We start from the raw sequence: 17,021 nt of genomic DNA, 5'->3' as shown, positions 1-17,021 counted from the left end.
GATTAACGTTCTCCTGCTTATCCCCGGCAGATAGCTTATGATGACGAGACACACCTTCAGGGCATAACGGACTGGCGATGAAGCGACTGAAAACTGAATTGAATGCGCTGGTCAACCGCGGGGTTGACCGGCATTTACGGCTGGCGGTGACCGGCCTGAGCCGCAGCGGCAAAACGGCGTTTATCACCGCGCTGGTCAACCAACTGCTGAATATTCACACCGGCGCCCGCCTGCCGCTGCTGAGCGCTGCGCGCGAAGAGCGACTGCTCGGCGTCAAGCGCGTACCGCAGCGGGACTTCGGCATTCCGCGATTCACCTACGATGAAGGGCTGGCCCAGCTGTACGGCCAGCCCCCCATGTGGCCAACCCCGACGCGCGGCGTTAGCGAGATCCGTCTCGCGCTGCGCTACCGTTCCAACGACTCCCTGCTGCGCCATTTTAAAGACACCTCCACGCTGTATCTGGAGATCGTCGACTATCCGGGCGAGTGGCTGCTCGATCTGCCGATGCTGGCGCAGGATTATCTGAGCTGGTCGCGGCAGATGACCGGACTCCTGCAGGGACAGCGTGCGGAGTGGTCGACCCGCTGGCGGCAGTTGTGCGCCGGGCTGGATCCGCTGGCCCCTGCCGACGAGGCCCGGCTGGCCGAGATCGCCGCCGCCTGGACGGATTATCTGCACGCCTGTAAGCGTGAAGGGCTGCACTTTATCCAGCCCGGACGCTTTGTCCTGCCCGGCGAAATGGCCGGCGCGCCGGCGCTACAGTTTTTCCCATGGCCTGACGTCGATGCCGTCGGCGAAGCCAAGCTGGCGCAGGCCGATAAACACAGCAACGCCGGCATGCTGCGCGAACGCTACAAGTACTACTGCGAAAAGGTGGTGAAGGGGTTCTACAAAGAGCACTTCCTGCGCTTCGACCGGCAGATTGTGCTGGTGGACTGCCTGCAGCCGCTCAACAGCGGGCCGCAGGCGTTTAACGATATGCGCCTGGCGCTGACCCAGCTGATGCAAAGCTTCCATTACGGGCAGCGCACCCTGTTCCGCCGGCTGTTTTCGCCGGTCATCGACAAGCTGCTGTTCGCCGCCACCAAAGCCGACCACGTCACGGTGGATCAGCACAGCAATATGGTGTCGCTCCTGCAGCAGCTGATCCAGGACGCGTGGCAGAATGCCGCCTTCGAGGGGATCAGTATGGATTGCCTGGGGCTGGCGTCCATTCAGGCGACCCAGAGCGGGCTGATTGAGCTGAACGGCGAGAAAATCCCCGCCCTGCGCGGCAATCGGCTGAGCGACGGCCAGCCGTTGACCATCTATCCCGGCGAGGTGCCGGCGCGCCTGCCGGGGCAGGCCTTCTGGCAGCAGCAGGGATTTCAGTTTGAAAACTTTCGTCCGCAGGTCATGGATGTCGATCGGCCCTTGCCGCACATTCGCCTCGACGCGGCGCTGGAATTTTTGATTGGAGATAAACTGCGATGAGCGAACCGTTAAAACCGCGGATTGATTTTGATGGCCCGCTGCAGGCGGAAAAAACGCCGCCGCTGAAAAGCGCCCGCGCCTTCGACCGACGGGAAGCCGACAACTTCGCGCCGGCGCTTCTGGTGACCGGCGAAGAGGAAGAGGGGGCGGCAGAGGCGGTGGTGGAGTCTGTGCTGCGGCCGAAACGCAGTCTCTGGCGGCGGATGGTCAGCGCTGGCCTGGCGATCTTCGGCGTCAGCGTCGTGGCGCAAGGGGTGCAGTGGACCGCCAACGCCTGGCAGACGCAGGACTGGATTGCGCTGGGCGGCTGCGCTGCCGGGGCGCTAATCGTCGGCGCCGGCGTCGGATCGGTGGCCACCGAGTGGCGCCGCCTGTGGCGACTGCGCCAGCGCGCCCATGAACGCGATGAAGCCCGCGATATGCTGCACAGTCACGCGGTCGGCAAAGCGAAATCCTTCTGTGAGAAGCTGGCGCAGCAGGCGGGTCTGGATCAGTCGCATCCGGCGCTGCAGCGCTGGTATGCCGCCATCCACGAAACGCAAAGCGACCGGGAAGTGGTCAGCCTCTATGCCCAGCTGGTGCAGCCGGTGCTCGATGCCCAGGCGCGGCGGGAAATCAGCCGTTCGGCGGCGGAGTCGACGCTGATGATCGCCGTCAGTCCGCTGGCGCTGGTGGATATGGCGTTTATCGCCTGGCGCAATCTGCGGCTGATCAACCGAATTGCCACCCTGTACGGCATTGAGCTGGGGTATTACAGCCGCCTGCGTCTGTTTCGCCTGGTGCTGCTGAATATCGCTTTCGCCGGCGCCAGCGAACTGGTGCGTGAGGTGGGGATGGACTGGATGTCGCAGGATCTGGCGGCCCGGCTGTCGGCGCGCGCCGCGCAGGGCATCGGCGCCGGTCTGCTTACCGCCCGCCTTGGTATCAAGGCGATGGAGCTGTGCCGCCCGCTGCCGTGGATCGCCGATGATAAACCGCGGCTCGGCGATTTTCGTCGCGAGCTGATTGGGCAGCTGAAAGAGACCCTGCAGAAAAGCAAAACCAGTCCGGAGAAATAACCTTCGCTCAGAGACATCGCCGGGCGGCGGTTTCGCCTTGCCCGGCCTGCGAGGTCGAGTCCAGGCTTGCGCACCTGCCGCGCCGCGGGCAATGTCCGGTCATACGCATTCCGCCGCCAGCCACTCGCTGAAGGCGCGAAAGCGCGGGCGCGAGCGGTTCTCCTGCGGACAAATCAGATCATAGCCAAAGGGAGATTCCGCCTCGTCTTCGGACAAGGCTACCAGTCTCCCGGTGGCGAGCAGCGGCTGGATCAGCGTTTTACGCCCCATCACGACCCCGAGTCCATTCAGCGCCATCTCAATGGCCAGCGAGTGGTTGTTCACCGCGTAATACCGGCCGTCAAAGGGTAGCGCCTGTCCGCTTTGCTGGCACCACAGGCGCCATTCGGCAAACTGATCCTGCACGTCGGTGGATTCGCAGGCATGGATCCAGACGATCGCCGCCGCGTCACCGCCGCTCAGCGGGCGATACTGCCGGCGATACTCCGGAGAGCAGACCGGCAGCAAACTTTCCGCCATCAACCGTTGTTGATAAAGATCGGGATAGCGCGTGGCGCCGTAATAAATCGCGAGGTCCACCCGCTCCTCGTTAAAATCCATCACCCCGGCGCGGACGCGAAACTGTAGATTTAGTCCCGGCCACTGGGCCTGGAAGCGGGGCAGACGCGGCATCAGCCAAAGATGGGCCAGGGTCGGCGCAATACCAATCTGCAGCGTGCCGCGCAGATCCTGTTCGCGAATATCCTCAATTTCATCGTTAATCGCCCGCAGCGAATGGCTCAACGTCGTCAGCAGGCGTTTGCCTTCCTCCGTCAGCGCCAGTTTACGCGTCATGCGAATAAACAGGCGAAACCCGATATGCATCTCCAGCTTGCGGATCCGATGGCTGACCGCCCCCTGGGTCAGGTTCATTTCATGCGCGGCGAGGGTAAAACTCAAATGGCGGGCGGTCACCTCAAAGGTCTGCAGCAGCGCAAGGATGCTTTGTTGTTCAAGCACAGGTTGTCTCCCTTATGCATTAATTTGCTTCATGCATAGGCCGATTTAATTCGTTTGTTACGCCAGTTTGGCCGGTTTTAAATAGTTATATCGTAACTAAACCGAGGTATACCATGTCAGGACTCAAAATTGTGGTGATTGGCGGCGGCTCCAGCTACACCCCGGAACTGATTGAAGGTTTGCTTAACCGCTATCACGAGATGCCGGTCGCTTCGCTATGGTTGGTGGACATTGAAGAGGGCAGAGAGAAAGTCGAGATCATCGCCGGACTGGCGCGGCGAATGATCGCCAAAGCCGGGCTGACCATCGAGGTGGTGGCTACCCTGGATCGGGAGAGCGCCCTGCGCGATGCCGATTTCGTCTGCTCGCAGTTTCGCGCCGGCTGCCTTGACGCCCGCATCAGCGATGAACGTATTTCCCTCAAGTATGGCCTGATCGGCCAGGAGACCAACGGCCTTGGGGGCTTCGCCAATGCCTGCCGTACTATTCCCATCGCCCTGGCGATTGCTGCCGATATGGAACGACTCTGCCCTGACGCCTGGCTGCTGAACTTTACCAACCCGTCGGGGATGGTGACCGAAGCGATCCTGCGCCACAGTCGCATCAAAGCCGTCGGCCTGTGTAATGTGCCGGTGATTATGCAAAAAGGGGTGACCACCCTGCTGCAATGCGCTGACGAAAAGGAGGTAGTGATGCAGGTCGCCGGCCTGAACCACTTTATCTTCGTGCGCCAGATCCTGCACAAAGGAAAAGAGTGGCTGCCGGAGGTCATCGCCGAGATCAATGCCGGTCGGGATCCGCTGGTGCCGCGCAACATTCCGCCGTTCCGTTGGCCGTCGCATCTCCTGCAGGGCTTAGGCATGATCCCCTGCGCCTATCTGCGTTATTACTACATGAAGGACGATCTGCTGCGTCAGGAGCTGGCGGAGGCGGGCGGCGAAGGGACCCGTGGCGAAGTGGTTAAGCAACTGGAAAAAACCTTGTTTGAACAGTACAGCGACCCGCACCTCGCGGTTAAACCGAAGGCGCTGGAGGGCCGTGGCGGTCAGTACTATTCCGAGGCGGCCTGCGAGCTGATGAATGCCATCTACAATGACAAGCGCATTATCATGCACGTCAACACGCGCAACAACGGCGCCATCAATGGCCTGCCGGATGACTGTGCGGTGGAGGTCAGCTCGCTGATCACCGCTTCCGGTCCGCTGCCCCTCAACGTGGCGCCGTTCCCTGACGATACCCTGCGTTTGCTGCAGCTGATGAAATCTTTCGAACAGCTGACCATCGAGGCCGCCATCACCGGCAACCGCCATACGGCGTGGCGCGCGCTGGTGCTGAATCCGCTGATTGTCAGCGGCGAGAAGCTCGAACAAGCGTTGGATGACGTGATCGCCCATAACCGCCAGTGGCTGCCTGCCTTCCATGCTTAACCCCCAATTAACCGGCCGGATGGCCGGTTAATTGACCACTGACCGCCTGACTTTACGGCGCAACGCCCATTTTTCCGCCATGCTGTCAATAATTGTTGACAGTTAGCTTCCCGAAAGTCCATTCCTGGCCTATTATTCTCCGGTCATTGGCACTTTTAGGGTGAACACTCCCATGCGTCTTGAAGTCTTTTGTGAAGACCGCCTCGGTCTGACTCGTGAATTGCTCGATTTGCTGGTGCTGCGCGGCATTGATCTGCGTGGTATCGATATTGACCCTATTGGCCGTATCTACCTCAATTTTGCCGAACTGGAGTTCGCCACCTTCAGCAGCCTGATGGCGGAGATCCGCCGTATCGCCGGCGTGACAGACGTGCGCACCGTGCCGTGGATGCCATCCGAGCGTGAACATCTGGCGCTGAGCGCGCTGCTGGTGGCGATGCCGGAGCCGGTGCTGTCGCTGGATACCAAAGGCAGGGTCGAACTGGCCAACCCCGCCAGCTGCCTGCTGTTTGGCCAAAGCCAGGCGAAGCTGCGCAACCATCCGGTGGCGCAACTGATCGACGATTTTAACGTCCAGCGCTGGCTGGAAAGCAGCCCGCAGGAGACGCTGGCGGAGCATGTGGTGGTGAATGGGCAGAACTACCTGCTGGAAGTGACCCCGGTTTATCTGGAAGGGGAGCATAACGAGCGAGTGCTGACCGGCGCCGTGGCGATGCTGCGCTCAACCGTGCGCATGGGACGCCAGCTGCAGACCATGACCAGCCAGGACACCAGCGCCTTCAGCCAGATCCTCGCGGTGGGGCCGAAAATGCGCCACGTGGTGGATCAAGCGCGTAAGCTGGCGATGCTCAGCGCGCCGCTGCTGATTGTCGGCGACACCGGCACGGGTAAAGATCTGCTGGCGCACGCCTGCCATCTGGCCAGTCCGCGGGCGGGCAAACCCTATCTGGCGCTCAACTGCGGCTCCATTCCCGAGGACGCCGTTGAGAGCGAGCTGTTCGGTGACGCGCTGCAGGGCAAAAAAGGCTTCTTCGAGCAAGCTAACGGCGGCTCGGTGCTGCTGGATGAAATTGGCGAGATGTCGCCGCGAATGCAGACCAAACTGCTGCGCTTCCTCAACGACGGTACCTTCCGCCGCGTCGGCGAGGATCATGAAGTGCACGTCGATGTGCGGGTGATCTGCGCGACGCAGAAAAACCTGGTCGAGCTGGTGCAGAAAGGGCTGTTCCGGGAAGATCTTTACTATCGCCTCAATGTCCTGACGCTGTATCTGCCGCCGCTGCGCGATTGCCCGCAGGACATTATGCCGCTGACGGAGCTGTTCGTTGCGCGCTTTGCCGATGAGCAGGGGATCCCCCGACCGAAGCTCTCCGCCGATCTCAGTACGGTGCTTACCCGCTACAGCTGGCCCGGCAACGTCCGCCAGCTGAAGAATGCGGTCTATCGCGCGCTAACCCAGCTGGAAGGATTCGAGCTGCGTCCGCAGGACATTTTGCTGCCGGACCACGACGTCGCCTCGCTGCCGGTGGGCGAGGAGGCCATGGAAGGATCGCTGGACGACATTACCCGCCGCTTTGAGCGCTCGGTATTGACCCAGCTGTATCGCAGCTACCCCAGCACCCGTAAGCTGGCGAAGCGGCTGGGGGTGTCGCATACCGCCATCGCCAATAAGCTGCGCGAATATGGTTTGAGTCAGAAAAAGGGCGACGAATAATCGCTGAACGCCGGCGACGCTCGTCGCCGGTATCCCGGCCTGCAAAGCGGGCTAAACCTGTATATACTGGTTTTTTAATCCTTTTTCCGGGGTGGTGCATATTGGCGTCGCGTCGCGCGATCGGGCAATGGCTGACATTGCTGCTGCTCTCAATTCTCTTTTCATCGCTGCTGTTACGCATTCATCTGCCGGCAGCGCTGCTGCTGGGGCCGCTGATTGCCGGTCTCATTTTGAGCCTGCGCGGGGTGAAGCTGAGGATCCCCCGCGCCTGTTATCTGGCGGCGCAGGCTATCGTCGGCTGTATGATCGCCCGCGCCATTAACCCCTCCGTTTTTGGCGTGCTGTTCAACAACTGGGCGCTGGTGCTAGCGATCCTGTTAACGACCCTGGCGATCAGCGGCCTCACCGGCTGGCTCCTGGTCCGCTACAGCGCGCTGCCGGGCGCCACCGGCGCCTGGGGAAGCTCTCCCGGCGGGGCGTCGGCAATGGTGGTGATGGCTCAGGAGTACGGGGCTGATGTACGCCTGGTGGCGCTGATGCAGTATCTGCGAGTGCTGTTTGTTGTCGGCGCGGCGGCGCTGGTGGTGCGCTATGCCCTGGGCAACGAGGCGCAAACAATGAGCCAGGCTATCGTCTGGTTTCCACCGTTGACCCTTAATTTCCCTTTAACGCTGCTGCTGACAGCGGCGGGCTGCTGGCTGGGCGTGCGGCTGCGCATTCCTTCCGGCGCCATGCTGCTGCCGATGCTGCTCGGCGCGCTGGCCCAGGGGGGCGGCTGGGTGATGCTGGAGCTGCCGGAGTGGCTGCTGGCGATGGCCTACGCGGTGCTGGGCTGGACGGTGGGATTGCAGTTTAACAAGGCGGTGTTTCTGTTGGCCCTGAAGACGCTGCCGCAGATTATCGCCTCCATTCTTGGGCTGATCCTGATGTGCGCTCTGATGGCCCTCGGCCTGACCCACATTCTGCAGATGGATTTCATGACCGCCTATCTGGCCACCAGCCCTGGCGGACTCGACACGGTGGCGATTATCGCCGCCGGCACCCGGGCGGATATGTCGTTTATTATGGCGCTACAGACGCTGCGGCTGTTTACCATCCTGCTGACCGGCCCGGCGATGGCGCGGGCTATTTCCCGCTATGCGCCGCGGCAATAAAAAGCCCCCGCAGAGCGAGGGCTGAGTACATAGCATGTCCGCAGGCGCGATGCGCCCGGACAGTCTGTTATCAGGCTTTCAGGGCGGCCAGCGCGGCGTCGTAGTCCGGCTCTTCGGTGATTTCGTTCACCAGCTGGCTGTAGACAACCTGATCGTTTTCATCGATAACGACCACCGCGCGAGCGGCCAGGCCCGCCAGCGGACCGGCGGCGATGGCGACGCCGTAGTCAGCGAGGAACGAGGCGCCGCGCAGCGTGGAAAGGGTCACCACGTTGCTCAGGCCTTCCGCGCCGCAGAAGCGGGACTGGGCGAACGGCAGGTCAGCGGAAATGCACAGCACCACGGTGTTGTCCAGTTCAGCGGCCAGCTGATTGAATTTACGCACTGATGCGGCGCACACGCCGGTATCAATGCTCGGGAAAATATTCAGTACTTTACGTTTGCCGGCGTACTGGCTCAGCGCGACGTCAGAGAGATCTTTGGCGACCAGCGTAAACGGCTGCGCTTTAGCGCCTGCCTGCGGAATGGTGCCCTGAACAGAAACGGGGTTGCCCTGGAAATGCACGGTTTGTGACATGGTTATCTTCCTGTTTACATATAGTTAACGTCGCGAGTAGTGTATGACATCCGCCAGCTACACGGCAAACCCTATTTAACATTTACCAGAGAGGACAAGGGAATGCGCAACGTGCGAGTGTATGAGGAAGCCTGGCCGCTCCACACCCCCTTTGTGATCGCCCGCGGCAGCCGCAGCGAGGCAAAAGTGGTGGTGGTGGAACTGGAAGAGGACGGTGTGAAAGGGGTGGGGGAATGCACCCCGTATCCCCGCTATGGCGAGAGCATCGCTTCGGTCATGGCCCAGGTGATGGCGATCGGCGAACAGCTGGAGGCGGGACTTACCCGCGAACAGCTGCAGCGGCTGCTGCCGGCAGGCGCCGCGCGCAATGCCATTGACTGCGCCCTGTGGGATCTGCAGGCGCGGCGCGAAGGCAAAACCTTGCCCCAGCTGCTGGGGGTGACGTTGCCAAACCGGGTGATCACCGCCCAGACGGTGGTCATTGGCACGGCGGATCAGATGGCGGCCAGCGCCGCGGCGCTGTGGCAGAAGGGCGCTCAGCTGTTGAAGGTGAAGCTTGACGACCGGCTGATCAGCGAGCGGTTAATCGCTATCCGTCAGGCGGCGCCGGAGGCTACGCTGATTGTCGACGCCAATGAATCCTGGCACAGCGAGGGGCTGGCGGCGCGCTGCCAGCTGCTGGCGGACCTCGGCGTGGCGATGCTTGAGCAGCCGCTCCCTGCCGACGCCGATGCGGCGCTGGAAAACTTCGTCCATCCGCTGCCAATTTGCGCCGACGAGAGCTGCCATACCCGGGAGAGCCTGCCCAGGCTGCGCGGACGCTATGAGATGGTCAATATCAAACTGGACAAAACGGGCGGCCTGACCGAAGCGCTGGCCCTCGCCGAGGAGGCAGAACGACAGGGCTTTGGACGGATGCTGGGCTGTATGCTCTGCACCTCGCGCGGGATCGCCGCCGCGCTACCCCTGGCGCCGCTGGCGCGCTTCGCCGACCTCGACGGCCCGACATGGCTGGCGGTGGACGTCGAGCCGGCGCTGCGGTTCAGCACCGGCGTGCTTCATCTTTAATCCTGCCAGCGCAGCAGGTCGGTCATCGCCGGCAGGTAACGCTCGGTTGCCTCGTCGGCGGAGACCGGCGGGAACTCAGCGGTGATGCAGGGGAGTCCGATATCAGCGCACCAGCTGCCAAAGGAACCTGGGGTGTCGTAGCCCACGCTGCCGACCAGCGGCAGTGAGAAGGCGTCGGCCAGCCAGTGTCCCAGCGGGCTGTGTCCCGGGTCTTCGATGCAGGCCAGCGGATCGTGAAAGGAGACCACCCACGCCGGATGGATCTGATGGATCAACTGACACAGGGCCTGGGTCTCTCGCTCCGAGCCCGGCTGTTCGCCGGTCAATAACACCACGTCTCGTTCCGTCGCCGCGCTGTTCCAGCGGTACACCGTTTCCCCTTGTCTCCAGTTAGCGGCCGGAAAGTTACGGTTGAGGTCAACGCCACGGGCGTTGGCGCGCAGCCCGAGCTGACAGCCGTCAGGATTGACCGTCAGCACCACGTGGTGGCGGCGCAGCTCCGGCTTCAGGGTGCGCAGGGCGCAAGAGAGGGTCACAATCGACGAATTCTCATCGCCGTGGGTGCCGGCAATAATCAGGCCGCTGCGGCTGTCGGCCATCGGCGCAGGAAACCACAGCAGCGGCGCGCCCAGTTCCGAGCTGCCGTACTGCCGGGTCCCCGGCGGAAAGTCGCCGCGCTGCGGGCGAGGACGTGAAATAGACATAGGGCTTCCTGTGTGTCGTTATTATGTAGTGTTGGCGAAAAGCGTGTTGGAATCAAACCCATTCCCTGAGGCGTGAAATCCGACGGCACATCAATTTTCTATCATATGTTGTTTGCAATTTCAGGTGATGAAACAAATAATTATCGCTCTGTTGGCGGTGTTTTTTCTCATTTTAAAGGGGATCTTATGAAGTATCCTGTCGCTTTGACATGCGGCGCGCTGTGGTTAGCCAGCGTATCTTCTCTGGCCTGGGCGGCGGACGTACCGCCGGGCACGGTACTGGCGAAAAACCAGCTGTTAGTGCGCCATATCAAAGATGAACCCGCCTCGTTAGATCCCGCAAAAGCGGTGGGCCTGCCGGAAATCCAGGTGATCCGCGATCTGTTTGAAGGTTTAGTCAATCAGGATGCGAAAGGCAACCTGATCCCGGGCGTGGCGACCCGCTGGCAGAGCAACGATAACCGCGTCTGGACCTTTACCCTGCGCGATAACGCCCGCTGGTCCGACGGCACGCCGGTCACCGCTGAGGACTTCGTCTATAGCTGGCGGCGTCTGGTGGACCCGAAAACCACCTCGCCGTTCGCCTGGTTTGCCGCGCTGGCGGGGATCGCCAACGCGCAGAACATCATTGACGGCAAAGCCGCGCCGGAGACCTTGGGGGTCACCGCTGTCGACGCCCACACCCTGCGGGTGCAGCTGGATAAGCCGCTGCCGTGGTTCAGCAACCTGACCGCCAGCTTTGCCTTCTACCCGGTACAAAAGGCGAACGTTGACAGCGGGGCAAACTGGACGCGGCCCGGCAGCCTGGTGGGCAATGGCGCCTATGTTCTGAAAGATCGCGTCGTGAATGAAAAGCTGGTAGTGGTGCCCAACATCCACTACTGGGATAACGCCAAAACGGTGATCCAGCAGGTCACCTTTGTGCCGATCAATCAGGAGTCCGCCGCCACCAAACGCTATCTGGCCGGCGATATCGATATCACCGAATCTTTCCCGAAAAATATGTATCAGAAGCTGCTGAAGGATATTCCGGGGCAGGTGTATACCCCGCCGCAGCTGGGCACCTACTATTACGCCTTTAATACCCAAAAAGGGCCGACGGCGGACGAGCGGGTGCGACTGGCGCTGAGTATGACCATCGATCGCCGGGTGATGGCGGAGAAGGTGCTGGGGACCGGGGAAAAACCGGCCTGGCGCTTTACCCCGGACGTAACGGCGGGCTTCACGCCGCAGCCGTCGCAGTTTGAGAGCATGAGTCAGGCCGAGCTTAACGCTCAGGCGAAAGCCCTGCTGGCTGCCGCTGGCTATGGCCCGAATCGCCCGCTGAAGCTGACGCTGCTGTATAACACCTCTGAGAACCACCAGAAGATTGCCATCGCGGTGGCGTCGATGTGGAAGAAGAACCTCGGCGTGGAAGTGAAGCTGCAGAATCAGGAGTGGAAAACCTATATCGACAGCCGCAACACCGGCAATTTCGATGTGATCCGCGCTTCGTGGGTAGGGGATTACAACGAGCCGTCCACCTTCCTGTCGCTGCTGACCTCCACCCACAGCGGAAATATCTCCCGCTTTAACGATCCGGCATACGACAAAATCCTCGCCCAGGCGGCGGTGGAAAATTCAGCCAAAGCGCGTAACGACGATTACAACGCGGCGGAGAAGATCATTATGGTCAAAGCGCCGATTGCGCCGATCTACCAGTACACCAACGGTCGGCTGATTAAGCCTTGGCTGAAAGGCTACCCGATCACCAACCCGGAAGATGTGGCCTATAGCCGTACCATGTATATCGTTAAACACTGATGCGTACTGGCCTCCTGCTCAGGGCAGGTAGCCATTGCTGAACCCGGAGCTGGCGCGGATTACGGCGCCAGTTTCTCCTGCTCACCTTCTCCCGCCACAGTAGAAAACATCACTTTTCTGACGGTATTTTGACGTATTCAACAAAAAGCGGTTACGGTAAATTGCGGATTATACCGTCACAGCTTCCCCGAAATGACGGTAGATTTGAGCAGAGGATACCGTCATGCTGACTGATATCAGGCATAAACTTCTGAAAGCCGGAGGGAAGAACGACAAAATTGCAGACCGTGATGGTCAGTCTATTTTGGTAACGCTCGCGGCTTCGGCGGCATTCCTGACGATTACCGAATCAATAGTCGGCGTGAAACGCTGGCCACCGGGCGGTATATAACAAGGCGGAATACGCAGAACAACGAGCATCGATGTTGCGTGACTGGGCGGATAGAGTTGCCAGGTGGATTAAGAAATTTAAATGAGTCAGGTACGGGAGAGCAGTCGGTAAATACTTATTTTTGCTAAAATCAGTTAGCCTGGTTCAACAGAATTTGGCGAAAATTAACCAAATTCTGGAAAGAATCATGCGAGCTGCACTCAGAACAGAAGAGTTGATAAAGCTAGTGCCTCTTTTTTTATGTAATTGATAAGCTGGAAAACACTGTGTTTTTACGATACGGTTTTAATGACATCACGGGTTGTTGCCTTTAACTGGGATTAAGTGGAAGCCTGGCTGGACGCGCGTCAGCAGACTTCCGACTTAAGATATGGAGATTGAAATTAGATTGAGAGAATGAGTCTATACTGCAACACGCCAGCCAGAAATTACTTTTTCTTAATTTCCATTACATAGGTAATTGCTGCTTTATCAATAAAATTCTTAACGTCATCATAAGCAGTTTTACCCACAGGTGAATTAAATGCACTAATTGCATCCTCTATTGAATCGAACCAAAGCTCTGAGAAGCCGTCAATAGGAGAGTCCGGATACTTTTCCCGGTCTATGGGATTGAGCACATATCCTCTTAATCCGGGTAACTGGAGTGCGATGGCAGTATGAACATTATCCCAGTAATTAACAAAATCTTCAAAACTCATGTCTTTTTTTCTAATAAGTAAACCTACGTGCTTAAATCCGGCATTGCTTTTCATTGTTACGTATCTCAAAGTTGGGTTGATTATTAATAATAGATATCGATGCTGGCGATGTAATAATTCCATCCGTTTAATTACTGCGATTTTATATGATGTGTGCTCATGTTTGTGAAAGTATATTAGTCTTTCATTTAGTGCTGTGAATTATCATCGTCACGATTAATTAAAATTGCCTTATAAGCTCTGTTGAATTGAACCTCCGGTTTCCGGGGCATATAAATTGTTGGAAAGTTCATTATTACTAATTTTCTTAATAAAATAAATGGCGGTTTAGTCTGAAGTGTGTTGACATAGATTCAACAATGATGGCGTAATAACCACTATTGAAGATTTAATGTCAGTTTTAACATTGTAGGCTGTGATGATGGGCGTTGACCAGTGTGTGCATAAGACAGGCTGGGTGGTTATAATAAATTTGAATATTATCAACTCATTAGGAGCTACAGGTGCGTAAAATTGATCACCTTGGCGGCATTACCGCATTTGTCTCAACCGCAAAGCTGGGAAGCTTTACAGCGGCGGCAGAACAACTGGGACTCACAAAATCGGCAATCGGCAAAAGCGTGAGTCGCCTGGAAGATCGTCTAGGACTAAAGCTTTTTCAACGCTCCACAAGGCGATTAAGCCTTACACCTGATGGTGAACGTTTTCTTGACAGTTGCCAGAGTGCGATAGAAATACTGGAGCAGGCAGAATCAGAACTCTCCTCGCATATCTGCGAACCCTCGGGTCGTTTAAGGGTCGACCTTCCGGCCGCATTTGGTCGTCAAAGAATATTACCGATACTGTTAAAAATTAACCAGGACTATCCAGAGCTTGTTCTATCTGTCACTTTTAGCGAACGCTTTGTTGATCTCATAGAAGAAGGTATCGATCTTGTTATTCGTATCGGTGAACTGGCGGATAGCAGTGCTTTGGTTGCGCGAAGGCTGACAACCCAAAAGTTAGTGATATGCGGCGCCCCTGATTATCTTGATAGCCATAAATCGCCGCTCACGCCCGAAGACCTGGCAGAACATAAATGTATTATGGGTTTTCGACGTAATCAGCCCATATCATGGATCTTAAAAGATAAAGACGGGTTGATAACGAGATGTATTCCTCCCGCAACCCATGAATTTGCGGATGGTGATGCGTTGCTTGCAGCGACGCTGGCCGGATGTGGCCTTTCGCAACTTCCCCTATGGTTAGTGAGGCCGTGGCTGGAAAATGGGCAATTACAAGAGGTATTGGCCGACTATGCTGGCGGAGAAATGCCCATCAGCGCATTGTGGCCCAGGAGTCGGCAGTTGCTGCCGAAGATTCGCTATGTTGTAGACACGCTCGTCTCGGCAGCGGAAGAAGGGCGACTGGATTAGGATGTGGTTTCGGTTTCAGGCCAGGAAGGGTAGTCAGTATAACCTTCCTCGCCGCCGCCATAGGTACCTGTCGGCTTGACCTCATTTAACGGCCAGTTATTAGCCATTCGCTCAACTAAATCAGGGTTCGCAATATAGGGGCGACCAAAGGCAATCAGGTCAGATTTATTAGTGGCCAGGTATTCTTCAGCTTTCGCTTTATCAAAGCCACCAGCAATAATCAACGTACCGGGGTACGCCGCTCTGAATTTTTCAATAAACCCTTCCGGGATTGCCTGTTGCCCGAGTGTCTTTTGGTCACTGAGATGCACGTAAGCGAGGGAACGTTGACCAAGTTTCTTCGCCAGAAGTAACCAAGTCTCTTCTTCGCCGTCAAAAGCGTGCATATCAAACAAACGGCCGAAAGGCGCCAGGCGGATGCCCGTTTTACTGGCCCCAATGGCGTTAGCAATGGCGTCAGTAACCATCAGGACGAACTTTAAGCGGTTCTCGGTATCCTTGCCGCCAAATTCGTCGTTGCGTGTATTCAGGCCGCCATTAATGAATTGTTCTAGCAGGTAACCGTTAGCCGCGTGGATCTCAATACCGTCAAACCCAGCGGTAATCGCATTTCTGGCTGCAACGACATAGTCTTGCACAATCCCCTCAATTTCAGCTGTAGTCAGCGCCTTAGGGGTGGAGACATCGACAGACCCAGGCTGACCATTTACATCATATGCAAAACAATGTGACCCTTCAGCTTTCACCGCGACGGAGCTGACCGGTGCTTGACCATTTGGCTGTAAACTTGTGCTTGAAATGCGACCAACATGCCATAACTGAATGAATATTTTTCCACCACGTTCATGGACCGCTTGAGTCGTCTTTTTCCAGCCTTCAATCTGGCTCTGGTTGTAAATTCCAGGCGTGAACAGGTATCCCTGTCCCTGAACTGATATCTGCGCTCCCTCAGTGATAATCAGTCCAGCAGAAGCTCGTTGAGCATAATATTTAGCCGTTAGCTCATCGGCTGTGTCACCTTTCCTGGCTCTTGAGCGTGTCATAGGGGCCATTACAATACGGTTATTAAGAGTTACATCGCCTAATTTAAAGGGGGAAAACAGTTCATTCATTATTCGTTCCTCAAGTGAATTTTGAAATGATGGGGAGTTAAAGCGAAAAAAAAAATAGGGCTTTGTTCCGAACAGTTGTTCCATAAATTCTACAATTAAGACCTATTTGCTTTTGTGTGTTAATTAAGTGTTGGCGGTATCTGGTTTTGTATGCAAACAGACACAAACAATGAGATGGTTTTATGTCAGGGTAAGATTGAAAATTTTAATATTATTAGGTGTTTATGAATGATTTGTCTGCTGTTCAGTCCGTTGTTTTCGCGTATTAAAAAATTGTTATTATGCATGGTAACTTGGTGAATCGGCTGAAGAAAAAGTACTATGAAAAATTTAAAAAATAGATAAAATCTAAGTAATTCATTGATTAATATGCGTTTTATTATGTTTTGCTTTTTTTTGAGATAGTTCACAGATTTCGACTGATTGTATCGTTATCGTGAATCACAGCATCACAGTGCTAATCAAAATCTGAATTGGGTGTTACAGTTAAAGCTGGCATGACCAAGTTCCGCATAACAGAAAGTTTATGCATGGGCTTGGTTTTTTTGTTTTTGTGGTTATTGAGGCTTATGGTCAAATGAAAGTACAAAAAATAATTAACAATAACCAAATAATTTGTACGGATCGTAACGGTGATGAGTGTATTGCGATTGGCAAAGGTTTGGGGTTTCAGTCTAAGCCTGGAGAAACAGTTGCACCGGAGAAGATTGAGAAAATATTTAAATTGGACGATACGGGTGTGAGCTCAAAATTTCAGAACCTGGTTAAAAAAATACCCTATGAGCACATACAGGTCACTGATGAAATAATCCAGTATTTTAAGTTGTCACTGGGGAAGAAATTAAGTGATAACATTTATATCTCACTGACGGATCACCTGAACTTTGCCATTGAAAGGACAAAAAAGGGAATGGTCTTTACAAATCCGCTGACATGGGAAACAAAGCGATTTTATAATCATGAATATGCATTAGGTCTGTATGCAATAAAACATATCAAGAACCGCATTGGTATTGAACTGCCTCAGGAGGAGGCCGGTTTTATCGCATTACATATAGTGAATGCATTAACAACTGGGATTTTTGATGAAACTATTGCGATGACTCGTCTCATTCAAGGGGTGTTAAATATTGTAAAATATAATTTTAACCTTGAGTTTGATGAAGAAGGTCTTGACTATTATCGCTTTCTGACGCACCTGAGATTTTTCAGCCAAAGGTTACTAAAAAAACAAAGTTATACAAATGGTGACCAGGAGTTTATAAATACTATCCGTAGCCAGTACCCAAGGGAGTATGCTTGTGCGGATAAGGTTAAAAAATATGTTTTTGTAGAATATAAGTACAACATGACAGAAGAGGAAACATTGTATCTGGTCGTACATATAAATCGGCTACTTAATTCAAACAGATAATCAGCCCAT

The 17,021-nt window shown here is 55.8% G+C and carries 15 protein-coding genes and 1 pseudogene; 11 read left to right on the top strand and 5 right to left on the bottom strand.

All coding sequences use genetic code 11. The features are described from left to right. The first annotated feature begins 77 nt into the window (after positions 1–77). Positions 78–1,475: a YcjX family protein gene (locus ABLX76_RS00555; protein WP_032452561.1), complete on the top strand. Its 1,398-nt coding sequence runs from the start codon at positions 78–80 to the stop codon at positions 1,473–1,475. Beyond that, positions 1,472–2,533 carry a YcjF family protein gene (locus ABLX76_RS00550; protein ID WP_023289359.1) on the top strand — a complete coding sequence of 354 codons (1,062 nt, stop codon included), beginning with the start codon at positions 1,472–1,474 and terminating at the stop codon, positions 2,531–2,533. Before ABLX76_RS00555 ends, ABLX76_RS00550 begins: the two co-directional genes overlap by 4 nt. A 99-nt stretch (positions 2,534–2,632) precedes the next feature. Here the strand turns inward: ABLX76_RS00550 and ABLX76_RS00545 are convergent, their stop codons facing one another. Next, positions 2,633–3,502 (bottom strand): LysR substrate-binding domain-containing protein, encoded by an 870-nt coding sequence (locus ABLX76_RS00545; RefSeq protein WP_276575311.1) that lies wholly within the window; start codon positions 3,500–3,502, stop codon positions 2,633–2,635. A gap of 143 nt (positions 3,503–3,645) precedes the next feature. On the opposite strand from ABLX76_RS00545, the gene ABLX76_RS00540 reads away from it, so the two are divergent. The 3 genes from ABLX76_RS00540 (at position 3,646) to ABLX76_RS00530 (ending at position 7,827) form a co-directional block, all read left to right on the top strand. Further along, on the top strand, positions 3,646–4,959 hold the full coding sequence (locus ABLX76_RS00540) for a 6-phospho-beta-glucosidase (protein WP_017900788.1): 1,314 nt from the start codon (positions 3,646–3,648) through the stop codon (positions 4,957–4,959). 172 nt (positions 4,960–5,131) lie between these two features. Continuing rightward, positions 5,132–6,673: a transcriptional regulator TyrR gene (gene tyrR / locus ABLX76_RS00535; RefSeq protein ID WP_065883020.1), complete on the top strand. Its 1,542-nt coding sequence runs from the start codon at positions 5,132–5,134 to the stop codon at positions 6,671–6,673. Between the two features lie 101 nt (positions 6,674–6,774). Then, complete coding sequence (locus tag ABLX76_RS00530; RefSeq protein WP_065883021.1) at positions 6,775–7,827, top strand: AbrB family transcriptional regulator; 1,053 nt, start codon at positions 6,775–6,777, stop codon at positions 7,825–7,827. A gap of 70 nt (positions 7,828–7,897) precedes the next feature. Here the strand turns inward: ABLX76_RS00530 and tpx are convergent, their stop codons facing one another. Beyond that, entirely contained in the window at positions 7,898–8,404 is a 507-nt protein-coding gene (gene tpx, locus ABLX76_RS00525) for a thiol peroxidase (RefSeq protein WP_008805229.1), read from the bottom strand. Between the two features lie 102 nt (positions 8,405–8,506). Here tpx and ycjG point away from each other — a divergent pair, with 102 nt between their 5' ends. Further along, the gene (gene ycjG, locus ABLX76_RS00520) at positions 8,507–9,472 is read left to right on the top strand and encodes an L-Ala-D/L-Glu epimerase (RefSeq protein WP_048297345.1); all 966 of its coding nucleotides are present in this window, start codon (positions 8,507–8,509) and stop codon (positions 9,470–9,472) included. On the opposite strand, the gene mpaA is transcribed toward ycjG, so the two are convergent. After that, a complete protein-coding gene (mpaA, locus tag ABLX76_RS00515) occupies positions 9,469–10,176 on the bottom strand; it encodes a murein tripeptide amidase MpaA (RefSeq protein WP_065883022.1) in 708 nt (235 codons plus the stop codon). The two genes, ycjG and mpaA, sit on opposite strands and share 4 nt — an antisense overlap. Before the next feature lie 72 nt (positions 10,177–10,248). On the opposite strand from mpaA, the pseudogene ABLX76_RS00510 reads away from it, so the two are divergent. The 3 genes and pseudogenes from ABLX76_RS00510 to ABLX76_RS00500 form a co-directional block, all read left to right on the top strand. Then, positions 10,249–10,341: pseudogene (locus ABLX76_RS00510) on the top strand (hypothetical protein); the annotation flags it as partial. 21 nt (positions 10,342–10,362) lie between these two features. Next, positions 10,363–11,979, top strand: coding sequence for a peptide ABC transporter substrate-binding protein (locus tag ABLX76_RS00505; RefSeq protein ID WP_087848757.1), 1,617 nt, complete (start codon positions 10,363–10,365; stop codon positions 11,977–11,979). A 223-nt stretch (positions 11,980–12,202) separates the two neighbouring features. Then, on the top strand, positions 12,203–12,370 hold the full coding sequence (locus tag ABLX76_RS00500) for a hypothetical protein (RefSeq protein ID WP_348873743.1): 168 nt from the start codon (positions 12,203–12,205) through the stop codon (positions 12,368–12,370). Positions 12,371–12,798: 428 nt separating this feature from the next. Here the strand turns inward: ABLX76_RS00500 and ABLX76_RS00495 are convergent, their stop codons facing one another. Further along, positions 12,799–13,125 carry an EthD family reductase gene (locus ABLX76_RS00495; RefSeq protein ID WP_348873876.1) on the bottom strand — a complete coding sequence of 109 codons (327 nt, stop codon included), beginning with the start codon at positions 13,123–13,125 and terminating at the stop codon, positions 12,799–12,801. A gap of 449 nt (positions 13,126–13,574) precedes the next feature. On the opposite strand from ABLX76_RS00495, the gene ABLX76_RS00490 reads away from it, so the two are divergent. After that, positions 13,575–14,486, top strand: coding sequence for a LysR substrate-binding domain-containing protein (locus ABLX76_RS00490; protein ID WP_348873741.1), 912 nt, complete (start codon positions 13,575–13,577; stop codon positions 14,484–14,486). On the opposite strand, the gene ABLX76_RS00485 is transcribed toward ABLX76_RS00490, so the two are convergent. Continuing rightward, on the bottom strand, positions 14,483–15,598 hold the full coding sequence (locus tag ABLX76_RS00485) for an alkene reductase (RefSeq protein WP_064158315.1): 1,116 nt from the start codon (positions 15,596–15,598) through the stop codon (positions 14,483–14,485). The two genes, ABLX76_RS00490 and ABLX76_RS00485, sit on opposite strands and share 4 nt — an antisense overlap. A gap of 526 nt (positions 15,599–16,124) precedes the next feature. Here ABLX76_RS00485 and ABLX76_RS00480 point away from each other — a divergent pair. Beyond that, a complete protein-coding gene (locus tag ABLX76_RS00480; RefSeq protein WP_348873739.1) occupies positions 16,125–17,012 on the top strand; it encodes a PRD domain-containing protein in 888 nt (295 codons plus the stop codon). Positions 17,013–17,021: the final 9 nt, after the last annotated feature.

Origin of the sequence: Klebsiella sp. JB_Kp004, from assembly GCF_040065795.1 — a bacterium.
GTDB classification, from domain to species: domain Bacteria; phylum Pseudomonadota; class Gammaproteobacteria; order Enterobacterales; family Enterobacteriaceae; genus Klebsiella; species Klebsiella quasipneumoniae.
This window is presented reverse-complemented; position numbering and strand designations above follow the sequence as displayed.

What these genes read in the sequence shown, in the direction of transcription:
- ABLX76_RS00555 (WP_032452561.1), top strand. Translation starts at nt 78, where the DNA reads ATGAAGCGACTGAAAACTGAATTGAATGCGCTGGTCAACCGCGGGGTT.
- ABLX76_RS00550 (WP_023289359.1), top strand. Translation starts at nt 1,472, where the DNA reads ATGAGCGAACCGTTAAAACCGCGGATTGATTTTGATGGCCCGCTGCAG.
- ABLX76_RS00540 (WP_017900788.1), top strand. Translation starts at nt 3,646, where the DNA reads ATGTCAGGACTCAAAATTGTGGTGATTGGCGGCGGCTCCAGCTACACC.
- tyrR (WP_065883020.1), top strand. Translation starts at nt 5,132, where the DNA reads ATGCGTCTTGAAGTCTTTTGTGAAGACCGCCTCGGTCTGACTCGTGAA.
- tpx (WP_008805229.1), bottom strand. Translation starts at nt 8,404, where the DNA reads ATGTCACAAACCGTGCATTTCCAGGGCAACCCCGTTTCTGTTCAGGGC.
- ycjG (WP_048297345.1), top strand. Translation starts at nt 8,507, where the DNA reads ATGCGCAACGTGCGAGTGTATGAGGAAGCCTGGCCGCTCCACACCCCC.
- mpaA (WP_065883022.1), bottom strand. Translation starts at nt 10,176, where the DNA reads ATGTCTATTTCACGTCCTCGCCCGCAGCGCGGCGACTTTCCGCCGGGG.
- ABLX76_RS00505 (WP_087848757.1), top strand. Translation starts at nt 10,363, where the DNA reads ATGAAGTATCCTGTCGCTTTGACATGCGGCGCGCTGTGGTTAGCCAGC.
- ABLX76_RS00500 (WP_348873743.1), top strand. Translation starts at nt 12,203, where the DNA reads ATGCTGACTGATATCAGGCATAAACTTCTGAAAGCCGGAGGGAAGAAC.
- ABLX76_RS00495 (WP_348873876.1), bottom strand. Translation starts at nt 13,125, where the DNA reads ATGAAAAGCAATGCCGGATTTAAGCACGTAGGTTTACTTATTAGAAAA.
- ABLX76_RS00485 (WP_064158315.1), bottom strand. Translation starts at nt 15,598, where the DNA reads ATGAATGAACTGTTTTCCCCCTTTAAATTAGGCGATGTAACTCTTAAT.
- ABLX76_RS00480 (WP_348873739.1), top strand. Translation starts at nt 16,125, where the DNA reads ATGCATGGGCTTGGTTTTTTTGTTTTTGTGGTTATTGAGGCTTATGGT.